Genomic DNA, 21,413 nt, shown 5'->3' with positions numbered 1-21,413 from the left:
CTGCTCAGGATTCAGCGATCAACTCCTCGGCAGTCTTGGCCAGTAGAGCGGCTGACGCCTTGGTGTCGTGATTGAGGACCAGCGACCGACGCGGCAGCCGGGCGAGGAACTCGGGCAAGGTTTCCGAACCGAGTGCGGTGGCGGGGGTCAGTCCGAAGACGTCGGGGTAGCGATCCTCGGTCTTCTCGTCGAACACATCGGCCGCGGTCAGCGTTCGCCCGTTCTCCACGAGCCCCGGAGTCGCATCGGGGTTCATCGTCGGAAAGAGGAGCCCCGCCGCGCGGGCTTCCGTGGACAGGGTGAGGCCGAGCCACGACGAGAGCTGATCGGGGAAGAACTGAGGCTTCCGTTCCTTGCCGTCCGCACGCCACAGCGGCTCGCGGCGGCCGTCCATGAGGGCCTGCGTCACCGTGGGGTGCTGGGTGGGGTGGAGCTGCCCGCCGTCGAGGACTTTCTCCCGTGTCCGGTCGTACAGGCCGACGGCATCGAGCAGGCCGAAGCCGAGTGCGGCGGCCGACGGCCAGGGCAGCACCCGCACGTGACCGTCAGCCTCGGGGCGGACGAAGATCCGGTCATTGGCCAGCAGGCCCCACCCGGAGAGGGCGAGGAGAAGACCGGTGGTGGTCTTGCCCGCGCCCTTGTCTCCCAGGGTCAGGACTGCCCTGCCGTTGTAGGTGGCGGCGGAGGCGTGGAGCACAGTCCAGCCGTCGGCGAGGAGCTGCCCGCGGACCAGTTCGCGGGCGAGCCGGGCGGCGGCCACGGCGACCGGTTCCGGCTCGTCGCCGACGATGACCAGGCGGCGCCCCGTGGCCTGGTAGCCGATCCGTTCATCGGGCTGTACCGCGTACGTGATCCCTTCGTGGTGGGCAACGAGGGTGCGCGCGTTCGCGTAGGTGACCTCCTCGTGTCCGTAGTCCGTGACGAGGGCGCGTACGTCGTCCACGCGTTCCGGGTCGACGTCGGCGAGGACCAGGCCGCCGTCGTCGGCGAGAGCGCCGGGTCCCGGGTCGGCGGCGGCAGTGGCGTTCCACCAGGGGCCGAAGTAGCGGGTGGACCAGTCCGTGACGGCTCTGTCCTGACTGGCGACCGTGACGGTTGCGGTGTCGGCGTGGATACGCGTTGCGCTCAAGGGCATGTCGTGGCTCCTTGCTCGTGATGGCTGATGGTGCGGTAGGCGGCTTCGAGGCTGGTTCGGGCGGTCAGTAGGTCTGCCGTCTCGTGCGGGGCGAGTTGCAACGGCTGAACGGTCGGGCGGCCGGCACGCACGTGCAGTCGGATGCCGAGCCACACCCCCGCGCGGTTGACGGACAGCACGTCGGTTCCGTCCTCAACGTCCAGGAGCTTGCGCAGGGCGGACAGGACGGCGGCGGCCGGACCGTGGCGGGTGCGTCCGATGGCGACGTTGATCCGACGGGGGCGGTTGGCGAGTTCGGCGCGGACCAGATCCAGCGGCACCGTGCACGGGGCGCCGTGCACGGTGGTGGTCGAGGCGCAGATGACTGCGCCGTCTCCGTGTTCGCCGATGACGTAGCCGTCCACGGCCGAGACGGGCACGCGGTGATGGGCCGCGAGGGCGAGGCGGTAGCGGGCGGTGTCGGTGGCCGACCCGATTCCGTAGGTGGGGGCGCGGCTGATCGTGCCGAACAGGCGTGAGAGCACGTCAACGGGGTTGGTCACCATGACGACGGGGCGGCCGTAGCCGACGAGGGAGCGGGCGAGTTCGGCGATCAGTGGGGCGTTCGCGGCGAGTCCGGCCATGCGCACGTTGCGGGTCGCGGTGTTGGTGAACGTGGCCCTGGGGCACATCACTACGGCGTCCGCCTGGTCCAGGTCGGCGACGCTGGCCGCCTGGACGTGAGTACCGGCGTGGACGACGTGGGCCATGTCGGCGAGATCAGTGACCAGACCGGCGGCGCTGTTGTGCGTGCGAGACGTGATCAGCAGTCGGTCGCACCACGGCTCGCCGACGAGGAGCGCGGCGACGGTTTGACCGACTGCACCGGCACCGACGATGCCGACCGTACGGCCCGTCACCGGGTAGCCGTCCGGGTCACGGTCCGCAGGGCGAGCCGCCAGGCAACATCCGGAGGGGTGCCGGCCGCGAGGGGAGCGCTTACGAGGTCCAGCAGCATGCACACGGCCTCTGCCCGCTCGATGACGGCTCGGGCGTGCTCGGGCAGCGGCAGCGCGGCGGGAGCGGTGAGGTAGGTGCAGAGGATGTTCACCGTGTCCATCAGCCACGTCACGAGGAGGCGGCGCAGCCACAGGACGCGCACGGCCCCCCGCAGGGCGCGCATGTGGTCGTTCAGGAAGGCGGCGATCCCGTCCACCACCACGGCGGGACCGTCCACGGGCGGAGCGGAGACCAGCGCGAGGAACGTGCGGGAGAGGAGTTTCGCGGCGTCGTGGTGAGCCGGCCCCCGGGCTAGGCCGGGGTCGATGAACACCGGGGCCTCGGTTGGGCCGTCGGGCCACAGGATGTGTTCCGGCTTCAAGTCGCCGTAGACGATCACCGTCGGTCCGGTCGGTGGAGAGAGACGAAGCTTCAGCAGCCGGGCCACGACCACGCCGACCACGGCAACGATTCCCTGTCGGGACCGTTCGTCGAGCCGGTCGAGGCCAAGCCGGTCGATGTAGAGACGGCCGGAGACGCCGTTGAACTTGCGGCGAAACGTGCCGTCGATGCTGCGCTCCGGGATCGGCGCGGCGTCGACCTGGGCCGCCACCGGAGGGCGTTGCAGACCGTCAAGGGCAGCCATGGCAGCGGTGAGCAGGGCACATGTCCGCTCGGGCTCCTTGGCGATCAGGTCAGCGAGGGTCGGACCGGTGACGGACTCGGTGAAGAGGACCCCGCCCGCATAGCCGGTGCACCGGCCGACTCGGACCCCGGCCGTGTCGAGGGCGCAGAGCTGTGCGGCCTCCCGCGCGAGAAGCGAGCTGGGGGAGGTGGCGTAAGCGGCCTGCGCCGCACGGACCTTCTCGCGGTCCCCGGCCACACCACGCAACACGGAGACGAGGGACAGGCCGAGGATCGAGTCCTTCGCGAAGAGGTCCCGGCCGCCGACGCGGGCGCGGTGTACGTAGCCGGTGACCGAGGGGACGCGGTCGCCGAGCGTCAGAGGTTCGCCGGGCCACAGACCGGCGGCGGCGCGGTGGATGCGGTCGGTGCTGAGCGCGAACAAGTCGGCGGGCTTCGGTAAGGCGGTGCCGGTCATGCGGTCTCCTCGGCGGTCGGCAGGGCCGGGCAATGGCTGAGGTAGCTGCACCAGTCGGCGGTGAGGTGCAGAGGGGCGGGGGAGGTTCATCGCTGCTCTCCGGTCCCCGTCTTCGTCTCGCGGGTCCGGCGGCGCGTGATCGCGTCCATCGCGCTCACGCTGCGCTCGCCGTCCTCGACACGGCGGCGGTAGTCCTGCCAGTCCTCGGCGGTCCAGTGGTCCAGGGTCGAGGGGAACGCCTCCTCGGCGCTCGTCACTGGTCCACCTCAACGGGCTGAACGCCGTACATGCCCGCGCAGCACTCGCAGGCGCGGAGATCACCCACGGGGTGCCGGGGCGATGCTGTCCCCGCGCACCACACGCACGACGTGCCCGCGTGCTGTCGGTCCGTCAGGGCATCCCGGTTGATCGTCGGGGCGTCTACCAGTAGCGGCTGGGAAGGGGTTGTGCTGCGCGTCGTCATGATCAGTCGCCCTCGCGCTCGCGGTTGATTCGGGGTGGCCGTCCCCGACGGGGGATGCGAGGACGGCCACCGGGCCCAACGCGCCTCGGGGCCGGGGCGCTTAGGGCTGACACCAAGTCAACGATCACCATGCGTTGTGGGACCATCACAGATGCGGCATGTGCATACGGATATGCGCTCAGCGGGTACGGGCAGACGCCGGATGCCGCATGGACTCGTAGCGTGGGGGACGTCGTGGACTTCCAGACAGGTCCGATCCGGGACGCTTCGCGGGCCGGGGACTACGGACATGTCATCGAACTGAGCCGCAAGGCGCGGCAGATGACGCAAGCAGCACTCGGGCAGGCCCTCGGCCTGTCCCAGTCCGCCGTCTCCCGTCTGGAAAAACGCGGCTCAGCCTCATACAGCACGGACGTCCTGACCGCGGCGGCTGCCCATCTTCAGATTCCGCCGGCACTGGTGGGTCTGGCCGACGGGCGAACGTCGCAGGTTCAGACGAGAGACGACGATCCCATGCACCGACGCACCGTTCTTGGTGGCGCGGTCGCCGCGATGGCAGCCCCCATCTTGGCCCCCGCACCAGATACGCACGACGCGACCGGCGGCCAGGCCGCGGCCCTGCGCCTGACGACGAGCGCTTACCGCAGACTCGACGGCACCACCCCCTCACGAGACCTTGCGGAAGCCGTGGACGGGCATATCCGCCTCATCCAGACCATCACCCGAAGCACCACCAGCGACGCGGACCGGGCAAGACTGGCCGCAGCCGGTAGCGAGGCCGCATCCTTCGCGGGCTGGCTCGCATGGGACAAGGGGGACCACGGGTCGGCGCGATCCTGGTACGGCGGTGCCATCAAAGCCGCCCGAACGGCCGGGAACCCGCTCCTGACCGCCTACCAGACCGGCACGCTTGCCCAGTTCGAAGCGCACGCCGGAAACGGCGTCGAAGCCCTGAACCTCGCCCGCCGCGCTCGGCGAGTACTCGGCGAGCACCGTCCGGCCGTCGCCGACGCCTGGCTTTCCAGCGTTGAAGCCCTCGGGTACGCAGCAGCCGCGGACTCGCACCGGTCCGACCGAGCCTTGGCCGCGTCCCGCGCGGGAGCAGAGGCCCTGACAGCAGACCAGGAGCCGCCGCCTTGGCCCTGGGTGTTCAGCTTCACCCCCGACAAGGTGGCCGCCTGTCGTGTCACCTGCGGCGCCCGTCTCGGCCTCCCGGAGTGGGTGCTGGCTGAGGACGTAGAGGCCCTGACCACAGGACACGCGAAGCAACGCGCCCTCTTGGTACTCGACATAGCCGCCGGGCACCTTGCCGGCGGACGAGTGGAGGCCGCGTTCGCTCTCGCCTCGCGGGCCCTCGACGTCGGCCTTCAGTACCGGTCCGGCCGGATCGTGGAACGCGTCCGCGGCGTGCGCCGTAGCCTCACGACCACCTCACCGCCCAAGGTTGTGCGGGACTTCGACGAGCGCCTACACGGCGTCTACCTGTAGGAGAGTGACCACGGCATGAGGGTTGGTATCACCGGGCACCGCGGACTGAGTACGGACGTGGAGAAGAAGGTACGGGCCTTCCTGACCGACCGAGTCCGGCAGTACGACCCGGCCGAACTGGTCGGCGTCTCGTGCATCGCTGACGGACCCGACTCCTGGTTCGCTGAATCCGTCCTGCGGCACGGCGGCCGACTTGAGGTCGTCGTCCCGGCAACCGAGTACCGCAAGAGCCTGCCCGACTGGCATCACCCCGTTTACGACCGGCTCGTATCCCGCGCGGCCGACATTCACCACACCGGCATGACCGAGTCGACTTCGGAGGCTCACCAGGCTGGTTCCGAAATTCTCGTCGGCCTCGTAGATGAGCTGATGGCCGTATGGGACGGGAAGCCAGCACGAGGGTACGGAGGAACGGCGGACGTGGTGGCGTACGCCGAGCGAACCGGCATCCCGGTACAGGTGCTTTGGCCAGACGGGGCCGAGCGCTGAACGTGCGCGCCCTTGATGCCCACTGACTACCGAGATCCCGCGCGCCCGGCCCCCCGAGGGACCGGGCGCGTTGTGCTCGCCGAAACCTCACGGCTTCCCGGTGTGGCCATGCGCGAGGATCACTAGGGCACGCCCCGGCCGGGCGTGCGGGACAGAAAGGGGGGAGACGTGCTAGCCCTACAGGACCCGAGGGACATCATCGACGGCCTGCCCGGCGGTGCGCTCGGCCTCGGCGGGGGCGGCCTACTGGCCGGGATGATCGTCGTTGCGGTGCTCGCCAACCAGGGCACCCCGGCGGACCGCGAGAAGTTCAACCGGAGCATCGAGCAATTCCTCGGCAACGCCGCCGCCGGCATCGGCCGTTACATCAGCGGGCGCGAGCTCGTCGGCCCGCCCCGCAGCGAAGCCACATGGTGGAGGGCGGGCGCACCCCTGCCGGACGACAAGGCCACCGAGACGCCCGTCGAGCAGCTCGGCGCGCAGCCGAACGTCACGGCCGCGGTGTCCCTCGACAAGAGTTCGGCGGGCAGCCCGCCGTCCCGCCGGTCCGTCGTCCGCGTCCTGACGACGCCCGTGCGCGTCCTACTCGGCGCCCTCGCGGGCCTGTGGCGCGTCCTGCGTGTCTGGCACCGCTGGCCGCGCGCCGCCCGCTCCATGGTCCGTTTGGCGCCGGTTCCCTTGGCGTGGGGGTGGTGGCGATTCCCTGCCGAGACGGAACTCGCGCTTATCGCAATCGGGGCGGCCGTCCTGATTTCAGCCCTCACCAGTCCGGCCGGACTCGGATGGTGGCGCGTCCGACCTGTGTGGACAGATAGACAAATCTATGGCCCTGGTGTGTGGGTGGCAGTGCGTCAGATCCTTCGTATGGAGGACACCGAACCGCGCGCACGTTGGCTTTCCGTCCCGGACAGCTTTCGCGCGAATGACGCACGAATCGTGCTACGGATTCCGGCGAGTTGGATCGGTGGTCCCGAAGCCGTCGCCGCAATCGAGCGAGTCATCGAGGAGCGGGTTCCCGGCGAATGGGTTCCCCAGTGGGAGCGCACCGGGAAAGAGCACTACGTCCAATGGACACCCAAGCCGAAGCCCGCAGCGAAGCCCGTACTTCCCGACTACGTCCCGTGGAAGTCGACGGGAGACCCGCGCCGTGTATTCGTCGGTCTCGCGATTGAGGGAGACGCGATTACCGACGCCGTCATTCAGACGCAAAGCGATACACCGCACTGGGGCGTGGCCGGTGATACCGGATCGGGTAAGTCGACAGTCCTCTACATTCCCGTTGTCCATGGCCGTCAGAATGGTGAGCTGATCGACGTCCTCGACACCAAGAGGAACAGTCTCGCCGAGGCTGAAGGGTTCTCGGGTGTTCGCATCCATAAGACCGTCAGGGAGTGCATCGCTGCATTTGCAGAATTCCTCACGTCGATGATGGCGGCGGAAGCAGCAATGCAAAAAGGGGAGGACCCCGCCCTACGGGCTCAGCTCGTCCCGCGCACGCTCGTCATCGACGAGCTGCCGACTTTGATCAAGCTCGCATATACATGGTGGCGATACGGACTCAAGGGAAAGGGGACGCCTCCTTTCCTTGACTGGCTCTCGATCATCCTCCTGCAAGGTCGCTCCTCGAACCATCGTGTTGTCGTGGGAACGCAGCAGTTCGCCAACGCTTTTTTCGGTGGCACCATGGAGCGCGCCCAGATCGGAACGAGGATTGCCGTAGGCCAGCAAGACCGAGTTTCCTGGGGCGTGGCGTTCGGCCAGAGCACCCCTGTTCTTGGCTTCGACGCAGGCATTAAGGGAAGGGGGGCCTACTCGGATAAGAGGAAGGACCCCGATGCCGATTACCTGTACGTCCGGGAGATTCAGCCGAGCTACATCACACCCGACGTGGCGAGACTGCTTTCGCAATGCGCCCCGGCCCCGGCATGGTTCGATGCCGGCGCCATGGCGCCGTGGATCACGCCTGATGTCCTGGGGGAGGTCAACGCAACCGCGGCGACGGGCAACTTCCTCCCCGGCGGCAAGTACGGGCCCCCGGCACTGCCGCCTGTCGGCTCCGCCGCAGCGAGGGGGGCCCTGGGGGGTTCGCCCAGCTCAAAGCAGACGACAGCACTCCTGACGACAGGGGACGCGACAGGGGACGCGACAGGGGCCGGCGCCGCGCTCGTGCCTGCCCAGGCCAACGGCCAGGACCAGGGCCAGGCCGAGGAAGTCGTCGAGACGTACAGCCTTGCCGTGGCGTTCGAGCGCGGCATCATCCCGTACAAGCCGAGCACAATCCGGACCTATTTCAAGCGTGGCGAAAAGCGCGGGATCAAGCCCCCGGAGGGCATTAGCGACGGGCAGACCTCGTTCTACAGCGAGGAGGAGCTCAGGGCGTGGCTGGAGGCTTGGCAGGCATGGCAGGAGAAGAACAACACCACGACGCCCCGTAAGACGGTCGAGGATGACAAGAAAACCGAAGGGGCTCCTAGTGCCTGACCTTGACACGCGGAAAGAGATTGCCCGCGAGTACTTGCCAAAGGGAGGGTCTGACCTCACAGGAGAAGGAGGCGCGTTCGTCTCCGTCGACTTCGTCCATGGCGGTATCCGGGCTTATACGTCCACCGAATACGCGAGAGTCGCCCCGTCCTCGTGGGCAACGGATGGCACATGAGATGGTCGATTCCTCCCGTCGGAAACGACAAGGCGAATCGGCTAATCGGCGATATCGCGGACAGTTCCGCGAGTCTCTTCCTCGCAGTATCAATCCGTGAGGCGCCGGACCCGCGCGGTGTCATTCTGTATGCCGGTGCCGGGGCATGTGTCGACCAAATCCAACGACGGTGCGCCGAGGAGTGGCGAGCCTTCTGTGAGGGGTCGCGATAGGTGCTGAAAAGAATCGGCGAGGGCGCCCGAGAGTTCACTCGGCGCCCTCGCCTTTCTGCTCAGCGGAGTCACGAGACTCTAAGGATTGAAGGAGGTCCACGGAAACGCCAAAGGTCACCGAAAGGATCGGGAGCCACCGGGACGGTACATTCTGCCGCCCTCGCTCGACATGGCAGTACGTCGATTTCGTGACCTTGAGTAGATGTGCCACGTCCTGTTGCAGTAGACCCGCCCCGATGCGCATGGAGCGCAGAGAACTCGAATCGCCCTCCTCGATCAATTCGAGAACAGGAACCCCGAGAACGCACGCGAGTTGCTGCAACCGCTTCGGTCGAGGAAGCCGCCCCGTGCTTTCCCAGGTGGATACCGCTCCCCTGGAACACTCCAGAATGGCGGCCAATTGACTCTGCGTTAGCCCGCGCATCCCGCGCAGATGCCGCAACCGTTCACGGCGTATCCGCACCCCTCTTGCCCCCGTCTCGTTCGGCCGTGTGGGGCGGCACTCTAGCGGCCGTGGATCACCGCCGCTCGCACCCACGTAACGGCCAAGCCACAACGCACACGGAGGGTTACCAACTTCTTTGACGCTGTGATCGACCCCGGCATATGGTCGATCAGCATGTGACCACAAGTGGCCCAAGTGGGCTTCGTCGCGGGGGAGGTTGCTGGGAGTGGTGTCGCTCGGAACCATCGGCCGGAAAATCATGGGCCTACCGGAACCAAGCCGGGACAGGTCGGCCAAGGAACCGGCGGCGGGTGTCCCGCATCAGGGGGAGGCGCCGCGGCCGGTGAACCCCTGGGAGAGCGCGGGGGCGGAGCTGCGGCAGCAGACTGCGCCGTCCTCCCCTCGGACCGGCGCGGCCCGGCCTGCCTCGACGACGAGCCGGGCCACCCCGTGGACTCCCCAGGACGAAAGATCCGGCGCCGTGTTCGCGCGCCGCTTCGGTCGCGGCCTGATCTGGTTCGTGTTCGTCCTGGCGGCCGTCACCGGAGTGCGCTCCTGGTTCTTCCCCACGGAAGCGCCCGCCCCCGAAGCGCCCAAGGTGACGACCGAGGCCACCTACCCCAACGAGGAGGCGCAGGCCGTCGCCGCGCGGTTCGCCCGCGCCTACCTCGCATGGGACGAGGAGACGCCCGAGGACCGCGAGCAGCTCCTCGCGTCGGCCCTGCCGGCGGGAGCCGACACCACCATGGGATGGGACGGGCACGGCCGTCAGAACGTGCTCGCCGTGCAGCCGGGCGCCGTCATCAAGACCAAGAACGATCAGGCGCGCGTACGGGTCGAGGTGCTGATCAGGCCCGAGGCCGCCGAGACGGAAACCGCCAAGGGGAAGAAGACCACCCCGGCCGACGAGCCCGCCCGATGGGTCGGACTCGACGTGCCAGTCGTGGAGACGTCCGGCCGAGTCGTCGTCACCGGTCAACCCGGCCTCGTCGGCATCCCGGCCAGCGGCCCCAAGGCTCCCGAGCTGCCCACCACAGAGACGGACGCGGAACTCAGCGCCGCCACCGAGAGCGCCGTCGACAAGTTCTTTGCCGCCTACGCCAAGGGGGACACCGACGCCGTCACGGCCCCGGGTGCCAAGGTGCCGGCGCTGCCGGACGGCGTCGAATACGGCGGCCTCGGCTCCTGGTCCGCCGACGTCGGGAGCGGCACGGACCGCACCGGTACCGCCCGCGTGGTTTGGACCCTCGGCGGCGCCAAGGTCGAGCAGGTCTACCGCGTGACCATCACCCGCGTGTCGACGTCGGATGCAAGCCGTTGGCAGGTCGACGACGTCCGCGGCGGGTCCGCCTGACCTGCGAATGTCCCCAGCTCATAAATCGTGAGCATTCGTCATAAGCCCTGCATAACCTGCCATTTCACGTACAAGGGGGAACCCGTGGAACCGTCCCGCCTCGTCGAGCTCGCCGCGCCACTCACCACCGGGGCGGAGCTCAAAGACTGGATTCTGATTTTTGTGGGGAACCTGTTCGCCGCCTTCCTGGCCATCCGCGCGTTCGGATGCTGGGTCAAGAAGGAGTGGGGCGAGATGGTCACCCTGTTCGTGGCTGCCGTCTTCGTCGGCGCCCTGGTGTGGGTGCCCGCCTCCGTCCAAGAGGTCCTCAAAGGCGTGTGGAACACGGTCTCGGGGACTGCCTGATGCGCGTGGGCCACACCTACACACAGCATTTCGACCTTGAGACCCGGCAACACGAGCTCCTCGGCCTCGATCTCGGCGAGGGCGCTCCGCGCCGCGCCCTGGTCCTGGGCCTCTCGCTCTACGTCCTGTGGACCGGCCCCCTGTTGCTCCTGTTCGGCCTCCCGGGAAAGATCACATTCACGGCCTACTTCCTGCCTCCGCTGATCACCGCCGTCTACGGCACACAGCGGTCACGGACCACCGAACGGCGCTGGAACATCACCCGGTGGAGCATCGGCACCAGGTACCTCGTCCTCGGCCACCGGCCGATCATCTGCGCCGGACGGCGAGCAGCCAGCCGTAGCGAGTGGCTCAGCCGCCGTGCCCGCTGGTCCGCCAAGGTCGAGATCCTCGCCGAGTCGCCGATCGGCCCGTCCATCGAGCGGTGGCTCGGCGCCGACGAGTCCGCCCCGGCCGGTGCCGGCGCCCCGATCAAACTCGCCGCACGCCCCCGCCTGTACGGCCCCGATGCCGTCGGCAAGGCGTACGGCCGCAAGGCAATCAAGCAGCACATGGGGGAAACGTCGTGAAGGTGCTACAGCGGTTGGGGCAGTTCCTCGGCGTGGGCGGTGACCGCTCCGCGCTGCCTCCCCAGTACGTCGCACTGGCTGACGGCCTCGTCGTGACCGACAGCCACACAGAGGCGTGGTACGTCCTCGCGTCCTCGAACACCGACCTGATGAGCGAAGCGGCCCGCGACGGCGAACTCGACGCCGCGAACTCCGCTCTCGCCCGCACCCTCGCCGGGCATGACTGCCACCTGCGCGTGCTGTGGTCCCCTCTGCACGCCGCCGACTACGAGGCCGAGGCCGCGGAACTCTTCACCGCCGGGGGGTGGCAGGAGTGGGCACAGATCCGCGTCGGCCGCCTTGAACAAATCTCCCTGCCCTCGCGTCACCTGTTGCTCGGCGTCCGCCTGACCGAGCGTGCCGGACAGGCGCAGAAACTCGGCCGCCGCGGTGTCGAGGGGGGCCTCGGTCTGAGCTCCTCGACCGTGGGTTCCCGCGAGCTCGCCCGGCTCGACGCCCAGATGCGCCGCCTCGGTCGACGCCTGGAGTCCTCCCCCTGGAAGGCACAGCCGGCAAGCGTCGAGATGCTCGCATGGATGATCAGCCGCGAGCAGCACCGCGGAACGCCGATCCCGGCCCCCCATGCCGGCGTCATCGCCGGGGCCAAGCTCGCCGCCCTGACCCGGGGCCGCATCCTGCCCCACCCCGACCACCTGCGGGTGGTCGACGCCCACGGCGACGTGACGGCCTGGGTGTCGGTGCTGACCATGTCGGGCTTCCCCGAGCAGATGGAGAGCCCCGGAAACGGCGAGTGGTTGAGAGTCCTCTCCGAAATCAACTATGTGCCCGAGGCGACCGAGGACGACCTCGACCTCGACCCCGGCGCCCTCATCCAGCCCGTGAGTCCCGAGGCGTCCGTCAGGTACCGCGTCATGCCCAAGCGCGACGCTCTCAAGAAGGTGGACGAGGCCCGCCGGTTGGCCAAGGAACAGCGCCGCAGCGCCGCGCGAGGGTCCGCCGAGGACCCCGGCCGGGACATCGAGGAGACAGAGGACGTCATGGCCGAGCTCACCCGCGACATGCGGCGTGAGGACGTGACCCTCGTCGAGGACCACCCGCGGCTGATCGTGACGAGCGAGACCTCCCTCGACGACCTGCGGGCCCGTGTCGACGCCGTGATCACGCACTATGGCGGCCTCGGGATCGAGGTCAGCGTAGGCGAGGAGGAACAGCGCGAGCTGTGGCTCGAAATGCAGCCGGGCGACCAACTGCGGGTCCCCGACCTCGGCCACGTGCGGGACGTCACCGCTCTGTCCGGCTCCTGGTGGTGGGGAGGTGCCAAGGTCGGCGACGACCGCGGCCCCATCGTCGGCTACCTCACCGGCTCGACGCCCGGCGTGTTCCGCAACGACGTGACGGCGGGATCGGACAGGGGAGATGCGACGACAACGGCGTTCGTCGGCAGGTCCGGCCGAGGCAAGACCACGGCCATGATGCTGAGTCTCCTCGACGCCGGTTTCCGCGGCTCGTACGCCCTCGCGCTCGACTTCAAGGGCGACCTTGGCGGCCTTGTGACGGCTGCCCGCCGATTCGGCCTGAACGCTCACCTCGTCGAGACGGGCCGAGACTTCGCCGGGGCCTGCGACCTGTTCACGCTCCTGGCCGGGGACGGGGTCGACGTCGCCCGCGGTGAAGTGCCGGCGCAGCTCTCCATCGCCATCCCCGATTGGCTGCGCGAGGCAGGCGCCGAGACGCCGATCACCCGCGCGGTGAACGAGGTCATCGCCGCTGGCGAACCCGCCACCTGGAAGGTGATCGAACACCTTCGGACGATGGATGACGAGCTCGGCCGCAAGGCAGGCGAAGCCCTATACGAGCTGTCGCAGAACTCGTTGGGCGCCCCGTTCATGGGACGCCCGACCGGCGGCGCCCCGCCCATCGTTCCCGAGCCGGGAATCTGGGTCGTGCAGATGCCGGGCCTGTCCCTGCCGCAGCCCGAGGAAGCCCGCCGCGACTGGACCCCCATGAAGCGCCTTTCCGTGGCCCTCATGCATTCGATGCTGGCCTTCGGCATCACCACGGCCGGGCGTCGAGACCTGCGCGGCCTGCGCAAGGTCGTTGCCGTCCCAGAGGTCCACGTCCTCACCGCGACGCGGGAGGGCTCCAGCTTCCTTCAGTACATCAGCCGAGTGGGCCGCGCCCTGGCGACGTCGCTCCTCCTGGACACGCAGGACCCCGAGTCGCTCGTCTCGATGGTCGGCGTCCTCGAACAGCTCACGACGGTGGCCGGTTTCCAGCTCACGACGCGGGAACAGCAGGACGCCTTGGCCGAGCTCCTCAGCCTGCCCAAGGACGCCCACACCCGGGCCCTGATTCAGTCCGTCGGCCTTCTGCCCGATGGGGAGATCCGACACGGTCACTGCGTGATCAGGGACCGCCGTTTCTCCTGCGCCACCGTGCAGTGGGACGTACCGAGCGAGGAGCTCCTCAAGCTCCTGGACACCTCACCGAAGGCCGCCGACAACGGCGACGGCTCCCGCCTGACCATGGAAAAGGTGTGACGCAATGATGCGGAAGACCACGGCCGCCGCCCTCGTGGCCGCCGGCATCCTCGCCGCTGCCGGGTGCTCCTCGTCGAGCGACGACGAGGGCACCAAGGACAAGGGGACCGGCGGCGGACAGCAGGCACCCGAAGACGACGCCCTCCTCAAGGTGGCCAAGAGCTACCAGGAAGCCGCCAACTCCGTTGACTGGCGTACCTCTTGCGGCCTGAGCTCCTCCCGGCTCCGCGGCGGCACGGTCGAGGAATGCGTCGAGCGGAACACGCCGGACACCCCGGCCGCCGAGGAGCCGAGCAGCCCCTCGCCGACGTTCGAGCCGCCCACCTACGCCGACGGCTCGACACCCGAGCCCATCGCGTCCAGCACGCCCAGCGGACCCGAGCGGGCCGACACCGGCCCCGTCACCCCCTCGGACGTCGTCGAGGTTCCCGCGGTCGGCACCCACCCGGCCGGGTACGGAGTGCTGGTCACCTACACCGTGCAGTGGCCCGACAAAGACGCCTTCACCACACGTCACGCGCTGCGCCTGGTCCGCGAAGGCGGCGCCTGGGTCGTCGACCAGCACGAGGAAGTACAAGACGGCGACATGGGCCACGGGTCACCGGTCCGCGCCGCCCTGACTGGGGGATAAGGGTGCTCGTCTACTACAACTTGCCGCGGCTGCGGACCGTGGCCATTCCCTTCCTGTTCGCCTTCACCACACTGATGGTGCTTGCCGGACAGGCACACGCCGCGGATATCGACCCCGTCGGCGTCGGCGACCTCATGCCGACGCCAGACAGCAAGGTGCCCGAGGGGGAGGGCACCCTCTACGAGACGTACAGCAATCCCACGCTGTGGCAGCTCGATTCCGACTACGGCAAGTGGGACATCCTCGACCCGATGGCCGAGGCAATCGCAGACCTGTGCATGGGATTGATTGCCGTCATTGGCACGTCGTGCGTGGTGATAACGCAGTGGCTTTTCCAACTGACGTCCATCCCGCCGCTTGAGGAAGCGATCACCAAGAGCATCGGCGGAGCGGCCGAGGGCCTCACCGCGACACTCCTCCCGAGCGCGCTCGCCGTCGGCGGCCTGGTCGCCTTCGTCCAGCACAAGCGAGGCGGCGGAGGCGGGGGCCTGTCGCAAATCGCATGGGTGCTGATCTCCGGAGTGGTGTCACTCTCCCTCCTCACGAGCCCAGCGGCCTGGGTCGGCGGTATCGACACCGCCCGCACGGTCGGCGCCAACGTCACCATGAACGCGACGTCAGCGGGCCTGGGCGACGGGTCCGGCGACTTCCCGTTCAAGCTCGACCACGAACCCAAATTCACCGGGGACGGGCGGGACGATTCGCTCCGCAAGTCGAGCGACTCCGTATGGCGTGCTTACGTCGCCACGCCGTGGTGCGTCGCCGAATTCGGGAGCTTCGAAGCCTGCGAGAAGTACGGGAAAGACCTCCTAGACCAAGGCGCTTCCAAAGAGAAGCGCAAGGAATGGCTACAGGAGCACGTCACCGAAGAGACGGTCGGAGAGGACTCCGGGAACTGGATCGAGGGACACAGCCCCGTAGGCCGGATCATGATTACGGTCCCGTCCCTCGTGGCCGTGATCCTCTTCGCCGCCCTGGTCCTCGTCCTCGCCTTCACCTCGTTGGCGAGCCTCCTCGGCGCCCTCATGCTCCTACTGACCGGCGTCATCTTCGCTTGCCTGTGGGTCATCCCCGGACGCCCCCGGCAATGGGGCCTCGCCTGGTTCGATCAGCTCCTCGCCCGCACCCTCGAAAGCCTCATCGCAACGATGGTGCTCGGCGCCGTCCTCAGCTTGCAGACCGCCACAACGCAGATGTTCGGCCAATACGGATGGCTCCCCACCATCGGTCTGTCCATCGCCGCCGCCATCGTGGGGATGAACTTCCGCGCTGTCGTCGCCCAAATCTTCGGAGTCCGCGGCACCACAACCGGCATGCTCGGCGGAGTCCTCGCCGCGAAGATGCTCAACGGCAACAACAACAACGGCCGCCGACGCCGACGCGGCCCCGACGACTTCGACCACCAGCCGGTGCGCACGGTCCCCCGCGGCCCGCGCCGTCGAGGAGGAGGCGGCGGAGGCGGGGGAGGCGGAGGCGGTGACGACCGGCCGCAGCTCCCCGGAGGCGGCGGAGGCGGCGCGACCGATGACCTCGACGTCGTCCTCACTCGCGTGCCGCGCCACCGACCCCCAGCACCGCCACCCCGGCCGCTACCGGCCCCCTCGGGCGGTGGCGGAGCGCGTCCGGCACTGCCCGCCGGCACCGGAGCCGCGGCAGCATCCGGCGGCCCGGTAATCACCCTCGACCGCGACCGGCCCGACGTCACGGGCAAGGCCCGCAACACCCTGCCCCCGCAGCCGTCCCGGCCGCGCCCGACCCTGCCCAGCGGGAGTAACGGCGCCACGACGACCGGGGACTCGACGAGCCGCCCGGCTGGCACGTCGGCCGGGACACCGGTCATGCGGCCGGAGACTGGCGCCGCGCCCAACTACGCATTTCGGCAGGCGCCGCCCCCGGCCGCCCCCGGCGAGCCCAAGATCATTCAGGGAACCGTCATCCGCAGCACGCCCAACGGGCCGCCGCGTCCGACTACGCCCCGACGCCCGACGGGCAGCACACAACCGCCGCCCCGTGCCATCGCGCCGGCACGCCGCAACACAGTTCCGGCGCCCAGGAACCGCACAGGACAAGGGGGGTAGGCCCCATGGCGAAGAAGACAGAACCCACGCCGGAAGAGTGGCGCGAGCTCCTCGCCTCGATGCAGTACCCGGAGGAGGTGAGGAAGACCAAGGGCCGCCGCGCCCGCCGGGCGGCCAAGTCCGCCCACCGCGAGGAGGTCCGCCGCACCACGAAAGAGTGGGTCCGCGAGGAACGCCGCCGGGACCCGATCCGCCCCGCCGGGGCCCTGATCATCGTTGCGGTGATCCTGGGCCTCGGCTTCGGGGCCCGCTACCTGTGGCCCCAGGACCACGACGACAAGAACCCTCGCGCCACCGCCACGGCGAGCCCCACCCCCGACGGCCAGCAACCGCCGCCCACGACCGCCCCGAGCACGCCCTCGGCGTCGCCCAGCTCGTCCGCGGCCGTCAACCTCGACGACCCGGACCACGTCGCCGAGGAGGCCGTACGCCTCTACCTCACCCGCAACCCGCCCAAGGACGGCGAGCACACGGCATCCGTTCTGCGGGCCGAGCCATACATGACCCCCAGCCTGGTTGAAAACCTCGCCGCCCACACCGACAAGCAATGGGCCAAGCTCGTGAGCCGAGGCGGAGTCTCCACCGTGCACACGGTCAAGGTCGAGCCCGCCGGAACCGATCTGCCCGTTGATACCCCGATCCGCGTATGGCGCAAGACCACGGCGAAGGTCGACGTCGAGGGATACGAGGACTACAGCGAAACCACGGTTCTACAGGTCGAGTTGACCAACGGAGACGGTGACGGCTGGCGCGTCTCCCGAATCCTGGGGCTGTAGTGGACGCACGCGACGCCGCCCGCGCCCTGGGGAAACTCGGCGGCCGGGGCCTCAAGATCAAAGCGACCGCGATAGCGTCCGTGGCGTTCGTGATCTTCCTGTTCGTGGTCGGCATCTTCGGCGCCGGCATCGGAGGCAAGGCTCTTGCCGACTCCTGCGGAGACCGGGGCACGCCCAATGTGGACTACGGCGACGAGGGCGACGCGGAACCCCAGGAGCCGGGAACCGGCAAGATCAGAACACAGCAGATAGAGAACGCGAAGATCATTGACAAGGTGGCCGCCTCCGAGGGCCTGTCAGGCAGAGCCACGCTCGTCGGCTTGATGACCGCCCTTCAGGAGTCGACGCTCATCAACCTCAAGCACGGCCACCTCGACTCTCTCGGACTGTTCCAACAGCGCCCCTCACAGGGCTGGGGGACAGCGCAGCAGATCACGCGCCCCGAGTACGCCGCCGGCATGTTCTTCTACGGAGGCGACGTTCACTCAAGCGTCGGCATCCACGGCCTGACGGACGTCAAGGGATGGGAGTCGATGGGCCTCGGGCAGGCAGCCCAAGCGGTCCAACACTCCGCCCACCCGACGCTCTACGACGGGCAGGAAGACGCCGCCCGGCAGATCGCCAAAGAGGCCGGCATCAACCTGGAACGGGAAGGCAAACCGGGGGCGCCCTACGAGAACGGGGGACAGGAGGGCGGCACCGGCACGGGGAACGAGGACCAGGCCGACGAGCCCGACACCGACGCCGAGTGCTACCCCGAAGGAGCCGCCGACCGCCCCGGCAAGCCCGGCGAGCCCTTCCACGACGGTGACGCCCCGTGGCCCGGGGACGTCAAGAACCCCCGCAGCACCGAGGAGGCCATCGCGTGGGCCGAGCAGGAAGCAGAGACCGGCGGTAAGGACTGGTATCGCGCGTGCCTCGCGTTCGTTGCCAGGGCGTACGGCTGGAACTTCTCCGGGGTGCCGTACGCCATCGACCACTACCGCGAGATGCCGGCCAGCATGAAGCACGACAAGGACAGGAACCCCCCGCCGGGCGCCCTGATGTACTGGGAAACAGGGGGCCGAGCGGGTCACGTTGCCGTGTATCTCGGAGACGGGAAAATCGCAAGCAACGACATTCGCCGCCCTGGCTATATTGACGTCGTCCCGGCGACGGACATTGAAACAAAATGGGGATCAACGTATGTCGGATGGGCACCGCCATATTTCCCCAAGGGCGGATAGATCGGAGAAAGAACAGTGACCATCACCGACCCCGACCAGATTCCTGCAACGCCGATCTACACCATTACCGTCAGCTCGAACGGGGCCGCCGCAGTCGACGGCGAGAAGGTCACCGAGCCGGGCGCCGACCCCGACAGGGCCCGCGTCGAAGCCCTCGCCGAGGTACGGATCAAGGCCGCCTTTATGGGCCGTCCCGTCCGCGTCAACGCCAAGGAGGCCGACGGGTCGACCTGGCCCCTGATCGTGGCCGTAGACGGCACCGTGACGACGCTCGACCACCCGCACCCCACACCACCACCAGCACCCGCCCGGGTGCCCGCACAAGCGCCCCTTACGGCCCCCACGACCGCACCCGCAGCAGCAGCCGGCGCGCAGGCGAACCACGCCCAGGAGCACGCCGCCCAGGCCGCCGCTGCCATGCGTGAGGTTGCCCCGGAATGGACCGCCCGCGTACCAGAGCAGCACGGGCCCCTGTGGGCCGAGATCGTCGCCCACGAAACCGCCGGCAGGCTCCCCGAGGCCACCGCCGCCGCGGCCCAGCTCGAAACCGCCCTCATGGGCGCGTACGGGCCCCTCGCGCCGGTCACCGTCCAGGTCATGACCACCCGGGCATGGCTGACGCTGCGCCAAGTCGAGGCGTCCGAGGAGTGGGCCGAGACGACGGAGCTCCTCGTCCAGACGGCACAACGCCGACAGGAGGCCAAGGCGCCCGAGGAGGACACCAAACGCCTGATCCGCAACGCGCATGCGGTATGGCACCAGCTCGCCAGGGATGACGCCGACTTCGCGCGCGAGACGGCCGAGCCGGTGCTCGCCCTCCTCGTCACCGACCCCGACAACGCCGACCGCTCACGAGCGATGATCCGCCTCCTCGAACGGGGCGCAGCGGCGTAGCAGGGCACCACCACCGAGAACCCCGAGAGACCCCCCTCCCGACACACAGGGAGGGGGGTCTCGCCTGTTCCAGGACAGGGCGCAGCAGGGGGCCACAGCCAGGCGCCGCCGGGCGCAGCACAGGCCCTCAAGAGGCCCTGACGGGCCTTTTCTTCCGGGGCGTGGCCCAGGGTGCCACACGGCACGCCGCGCACCGCCCTACGGGCCCTAGCGGGCCCTCCGGGCGAATCGCCGGGCGCCCTCCGGGCGCGTTCACCGGCGATTCGGTCCGCTTCGCGGACCGCCCTTTGCCGGGCGCCTTCGGCGCGTTCACCGGCAAAGGGTTGTCGGCCCTGCGCCTTCGGCGCGCACCGGGCCGACAAGCACGCGCCGCGCCGTGCGGCCTCCTGGGTCACGCCCCGGAAGCACGACACGAAAGGCGCTTACTTCCGTGACCCCAATTACCTGCCCGCAGTGCGGCGGTATCTCGGCCTACTACATTCGCCCCGACGGATTGTTCGGCTGCTTCGAATGCGGCGACATTCTCGACCGGCGAGACATTGACCTCGACGGTTGCCGGGTCTGGGTCGTCGACGAGAACGGGATCCTCAACGTAATTGCGGACCCGGTGGAGGCCCGCAAGACGCTTCACGAGCACCTCGACGACTACCTCAGCGAGCCCCTCGATTCCTACTGGGAGCCGAGCATTCTCAATGCGTTTGAGTGGGCCACCGCCGACGTCCTCGACGCCATGAACGCCGGTCTTCGCATCCCCGAAATGGAGAACAACAAGTGACCAACGGAACCCGCTATCAGCTCGGCACTCCCGACCAGGAATGCCGATACCCCGTCCGAATCGACGGACAGCACATCGGCCGCATTTACCGGTGGCACGGCGCATGGTACGCCGCCCCGGTGGGGCTCTCCGACGAAATCCGCATCGGTAAGGGAAACAGGAAGGACCTTGCCGCCGCGTACCTCGTCGCAATGTACGACCTGCGACAGCTCACCCCGCAGGAAGAGAGCGATCTCCCCACGCCCCGTGAATTCGTCGGCCCCGTTCCACTCCTCCACCCTCGAATGCCCGCCACGCCCCGCAACAACGAGGCAGCGCACAAGGCCATGGCAGGGCTCGCGGAATTCCTCTGGACCCCGCTCGGCGGCTACCCCGGCGCTGATAACCCGTGGTTCTTGCGGTGCCAGCTCTGCGGATGGCAGGGCCCCCGCTACTGGTCCCACCTGCGGGGACGCAACGGAAACCCGCCCTCGACCTTCCGGCACCCCGGATGCCTCGACGCTGAGAAGGTTCGCGTCGCAATCGCGGCCTACGGCATGACGGAGTAACCGGCACGGCCTAGAGGTAAAGACTAGGCAAGAGAAAGGGTGGCGCGTGAATCGCCACCCTTTCTCTATGCCCAAATGCGCGGCCAATCGACAGCCCTACGGGCTGGGCCGCCTTTATGTGGCCTTCGGCCACGGGCGGCCTGGTCCCGCTTCGCGGGACTTCAAGGAAACCCGCCCCCCTAAGTGGCCTTCGGCCACGGGGCGGAAAAGAAACGGCCCTATCGGGCCGCCGCTAAAGCGGTGGGCCCCTTTAAGGCGCTTCGCGCCGGGGCCCGCCCCTGCGGGGCAAAGGAAAACGGCCTTCGGCCGTTTGATAAGTGTCGGTTGAGGTATTTCGATAAAGCCCCGAAATGGCCATGAAAGGGACCGTCATAAAGAGGCGACCACCACGCTTGACAAAGAAATTGAGAGCCCCTATGGTGAGGAGCGTTAAAGAAAAGAGAATCGAGGTATAAGGGAAATGGAAAACGCGTTCGAGGGAAACGGAACCGACGGGGTCACCCCCTCCCCTCCTAGCCAGCATAGCCGCGAAGCGGCAAATACCCAGGTCAGAGGCCGCGAAGCGGCCAGAGCAACCCCCACGGCCCCCGTGAAACGGGGGCTTCGCTCCGCGAAGCGGAGCCGTCGACGGCGTGAAACGCCGTCCAGGGATCGGCGAAGCCGATCCCTGGTTGTAGGCGGCGAAGCCGCCTACGGACCCGCGCGCGGG

General features: G+C 68.6%; 19 protein-coding genes. 14 read left to right on the top strand and 5 right to left on the bottom strand.

From position 1 onward, the window contains the following. Positions 1-4 precede the first annotated feature (4 nt). From ACH4NX_RS36980 to ACH4NX_RS36965, 4 genes are all read right to left on the bottom strand, one after another. Entirely contained in the window at positions 5-1,135 is a 1,131-nt protein-coding gene (locus tag ACH4NX_RS36980) for a hypothetical protein (RefSeq protein WP_398130252.1), read from the bottom strand. Then, complete coding sequence (locus ACH4NX_RS36975) at positions 1,126-2,034, bottom strand: lactate dehydrogenase (RefSeq protein WP_361016592.1); 909 nt, start codon at positions 2,032-2,034, stop codon at positions 1,126-1,128. Before ACH4NX_RS36975 ends, ACH4NX_RS36980 begins: the two co-directional genes overlap by 10 nt. Next, positions 2,031-3,215, bottom strand: a complete 1,185-nt coding sequence (locus tag ACH4NX_RS36970) for a phosphotransferase (RefSeq protein ID WP_398130253.1) — start codon at positions 3,213-3,215, stop codon at positions 2,031-2,033. The genes ACH4NX_RS36975 and ACH4NX_RS36970 overlap by 4 nt, the downstream gene beginning before the upstream one ends. An 86-nt stretch (positions 3,216-3,301) precedes the next feature. Beyond that, positions 3,302-3,472, bottom strand: coding sequence for a hypothetical protein (locus tag ACH4NX_RS36965; RefSeq protein WP_361016586.1), 171 nt, complete (start codon positions 3,470-3,472; stop codon positions 3,302-3,304). A gap of 440 nt (positions 3,473-3,912) precedes the next feature. Between ACH4NX_RS36965 and ACH4NX_RS36960 the strand changes: the two genes are divergently transcribed. The 3 genes from ACH4NX_RS36960 (at position 3,913) to ACH4NX_RS36950 (ending at position 8,136) form a co-directional block, all read left to right on the top strand. Next, positions 3,913-5,166 carry a helix-turn-helix domain-containing protein gene (locus ACH4NX_RS36960; RefSeq protein WP_398130254.1) on the top strand — a complete coding sequence of 418 codons (1,254 nt, stop codon included), beginning with the start codon at positions 3,913-3,915 and terminating at the stop codon, positions 5,164-5,166. A gap of 15 nt (positions 5,167-5,181) precedes the next feature. Then, the gene (locus tag ACH4NX_RS36955) at positions 5,182-5,655 is read left to right on the top strand and encodes a hypothetical protein (RefSeq protein WP_361016581.1); all 474 of its coding nucleotides are present in this window, start codon (positions 5,182-5,184) and stop codon (positions 5,653-5,655) included. Positions 5,656-5,823: 168 nt separating this feature from the next. Next, complete coding sequence (locus ACH4NX_RS36950; RefSeq protein ID WP_398130255.1) at positions 5,824-8,136, top strand: type IV secretory system conjugative DNA transfer family protein; 2,313 nt, start codon at positions 5,824-5,826, stop codon at positions 8,134-8,136. Between the two features lie 421 nt (positions 8,137-8,557). Here ACH4NX_RS36950 and ACH4NX_RS36945 read toward each other — a convergent pair whose 3' ends face one another. Further along, on the bottom strand, positions 8,558-9,214 hold the full coding sequence (locus tag ACH4NX_RS36945; RefSeq protein WP_398153386.1) for a helix-turn-helix domain-containing protein: 657 nt from the start codon (positions 9,212-9,214) through the stop codon (positions 8,558-8,560). A 235-nt stretch (positions 9,215-9,449) separates the two neighbouring features. Between ACH4NX_RS36945 and ACH4NX_RS36940 the strand changes: the two genes are divergently transcribed. The 11 genes from ACH4NX_RS36940 (at position 9,450) to ACH4NX_RS36890 (ending at position 20,704) form a co-directional block, all read left to right on the top strand. After that, positions 9,450-10,322, top strand: a complete 873-nt coding sequence (locus ACH4NX_RS36940) for a conjugal transfer protein (RefSeq protein WP_361016572.1) — start codon at positions 9,450-9,452, stop codon at positions 10,320-10,322. Positions 10,323-10,406: 84 nt separating this feature from the next. Continuing rightward, positions 10,407-10,667 (top strand): hypothetical protein, encoded by a 261-nt coding sequence (locus tag ACH4NX_RS36935; protein ID WP_361016569.1) that lies wholly within the window; start codon positions 10,407-10,409, stop codon positions 10,665-10,667. Next, entirely contained in the window at positions 10,640-11,236 is a 597-nt protein-coding gene (locus ACH4NX_RS36930; protein ID WP_398153385.1) for a hypothetical protein, read from the top strand. Before ACH4NX_RS36935 ends, ACH4NX_RS36930 begins: the two co-directional genes overlap by 28 nt. After that, positions 11,233-13,776: an ATP-binding protein gene (locus ACH4NX_RS36925; RefSeq protein ID WP_398130258.1), complete on the top strand. Its 2,544-nt coding sequence runs from the start codon at positions 11,233-11,235 to the stop codon at positions 13,774-13,776. The genes ACH4NX_RS36930 and ACH4NX_RS36925 overlap by 4 nt, the downstream gene beginning before the upstream one ends. A 4-nt stretch (positions 13,777-13,780) precedes the next feature. After that, the gene (locus ACH4NX_RS36920; protein WP_398130259.1) at positions 13,781-14,407 is read left to right on the top strand and encodes a hypothetical protein; all 627 of its coding nucleotides are present in this window, start codon (positions 13,781-13,783) and stop codon (positions 14,405-14,407) included. 2 nt (positions 14,408-14,409) lie between these two features. Continuing rightward, positions 14,410-16,485, top strand: coding sequence for a hypothetical protein (locus ACH4NX_RS36915; RefSeq protein ID WP_398130260.1), 2,076 nt, complete (start codon positions 14,410-14,412; stop codon positions 16,483-16,485). A 5-nt stretch (positions 16,486-16,490) separates the two neighbouring features. After that, positions 16,491-17,261, top strand: coding sequence for a hypothetical protein (locus ACH4NX_RS36910; RefSeq protein ID WP_398130261.1), 771 nt, complete (start codon positions 16,491-16,493; stop codon positions 17,259-17,261). Next, a complete protein-coding gene (locus ACH4NX_RS36905) occupies positions 17,261-18,487 on the top strand; it encodes a peptidase M23 (RefSeq protein ID WP_361016551.1) in 1,227 nt (408 codons plus the stop codon). Before ACH4NX_RS36910 ends, ACH4NX_RS36905 begins: the two co-directional genes overlap by 1 nt. A gap of 15 nt (positions 18,488-18,502) precedes the next feature. Next, positions 18,503-19,381, top strand: coding sequence for a hypothetical protein (locus ACH4NX_RS36900; protein WP_398130262.1), 879 nt, complete (start codon positions 18,503-18,505; stop codon positions 19,379-19,381). Between the two features lie 430 nt (positions 19,382-19,811). Continuing rightward, a complete protein-coding gene (locus tag ACH4NX_RS36895; protein WP_361016545.1) occupies positions 19,812-20,156 on the top strand; it encodes a hypothetical protein in 345 nt (114 codons plus the stop codon). Further along, positions 20,153-20,704, top strand: a complete 552-nt coding sequence (locus tag ACH4NX_RS36890) for a hypothetical protein (protein ID WP_398130263.1) — start codon at positions 20,153-20,155, stop codon at positions 20,702-20,704. Before ACH4NX_RS36895 ends, ACH4NX_RS36890 begins: the two co-directional genes overlap by 4 nt. Positions 20,705-21,413 lie beyond the last annotated feature (709 nt).

The sequence above is a fragment of the Streptomyces sp. NPDC017225 genome, assembly GCF_044331465.1.
Lineage (GTDB): Bacteria > Actinomycetota > Actinomycetes > Streptomycetales > Streptomycetaceae > Streptomyces.
This window is presented reverse-complemented; position numbering and strand designations above follow the sequence as displayed.

Bases quoted from the DNA above. Each gene is read 5' to 3' on its own strand.
- ACH4NX_RS36970 (WP_398130253.1), bottom strand. From the start codon at position 3,215: ATGACCGGCACCGCCTTACCGAAGCCCGCCGACTTGTTCGCGCTCAGC.
- ACH4NX_RS36980 (WP_398130252.1), bottom strand. From the start codon at position 1,135: ATGCCCTTGAGCGCAACGCGTATCCACGCCGACACCGCAACCGTCACG.
- ACH4NX_RS36920 (WP_398130259.1), top strand. From the start codon at position 13,781: ATGATGCGGAAGACCACGGCCGCCGCCCTCGTGGCCGCCGGCATCCTC.
- ACH4NX_RS36910 (WP_398130261.1), top strand. From the start codon at position 16,491: ATGGCGAAGAAGACAGAACCCACGCCGGAAGAGTGGCGCGAGCTCCTC.
- ACH4NX_RS36945 (WP_398153386.1), bottom strand. From the start codon at position 9,214: ATGGTTCCGAGCGACACCACTCCCAGCAACCTCCCCCGCGACGAAGCC.
- ACH4NX_RS36955 (WP_361016581.1), top strand. From the start codon at position 5,182: ATGAGGGTTGGTATCACCGGGCACCGCGGACTGAGTACGGACGTGGAG.